Genomic DNA, 1106 nt, shown 5'->3' with positions numbered 1-1106 from the left:
CAGTCTGTCTAATAACCTACTGCAATTTTATATATTTCTACTAAAATACAGTTTTTTGTATTATTTGTATGCTAAGATTTTATTTTTTGAATTTTGTCCGCATACTACATTAAAATCTCTTATAATAGCAGTAATAAACCTAATAAATGACTTGTAAGCTTTAAAATATGACATGTTAGTTTTACTAATGATATTCCAAATTCTAGTTAAGTTATAAGCAATAAACATCAATCCCACATCTGCACTAGCTCTTTGCATCGTTTTTTTAGTCATGATGTGGTCAAAACTCCATTGGCGTTTTATTGTTCCGTACGGATGTTCAACAATAGCTTGTCTTTTTTTATAAGCATGTGGGTTTTGTAATACTCTTTGTGCATTGGCTTCAATATATTGATGAAATTCACTTCGCTGTATGACTTTTCCATTTACTTTAGAAGTGGTGCATAATGCTCTTACTGTACAGTTTTTACATTTGTTTGTTTTGTATTGCTTGAAGCGATAGTTGCGTCCCTTATAAGTGCTTCCATTACTTTTAAGCGTGTTTCCTTCTGGGCAAGTATAGGTATCGTATTGTTTATTATATTTAAAATTTTCTGAGTTATAGTTTGGATCTGGAGCTTGCGATGCCCTCCCTATTGCAGGAATAGCAACAAGGGTTTCAATATTTAGGTCATTTGCCGTTTTAAATTCACTACCGGTATGATATCCCTTGTCATAAAGTGCGGTAAAGGAATTTGTTCTTAAAATGGTTTTAGCTCTCTGTAGCATCTGTCCCATGGCTTTGGAGTCATTCTTATTGGTTACCAAGTAATCGAATGGAATATTATGATCTGCATCAACAGTAGATTGTACACAATAAGCAACTTCAGTAATATTGTTTCGTACTATTAAATGCTTACTGTCGGGGTCTGAGGTTGATATTTGTGGTTCTCCCGAGGCCTTCAACTGTTCATTTAGTTTTTTATATTCATTTCTACGACCTTTATGTTTATCAATATCTTTATTGATTTGTTCTTTGTCCTTTTCACTGTCACTCTGTGCCAGATCCTTATTGTACTGTTCTAATTTGTTATCAATATAATCTAAATGACGTTGTATTTTTTTTT

1 protein-coding gene is annotated in these 1106 nt (G+C 32.5%); it reads right to left on the bottom strand.

Annotated features, from left to right (window positions below; all coding sequences use genetic code 11):
* Positions 1–60 precede the first annotated feature (60 nt).
* Positions 61–1106, bottom strand: a 1046-nt coding sequence (locus EGM88_RS15605; RefSeq protein ID WP_238988466.1) for a transposase, incomplete at its 5' end; no start/stop codon positions are given.

Origin of the sequence: Aureibaculum marinum (genome assembly GCF_003813905.1) — a bacterium.
In the GTDB taxonomy this organism is placed as follows: domain Bacteria; phylum Bacteroidota; class Bacteroidia; order Flavobacteriales; family Flavobacteriaceae; genus Aureibaculum; species Aureibaculum marinum.
The sequence above is the reverse complement of the archived record's forward strand: the minus strand, read 5'-3'. Positions and strand labels throughout refer to the sequence as shown.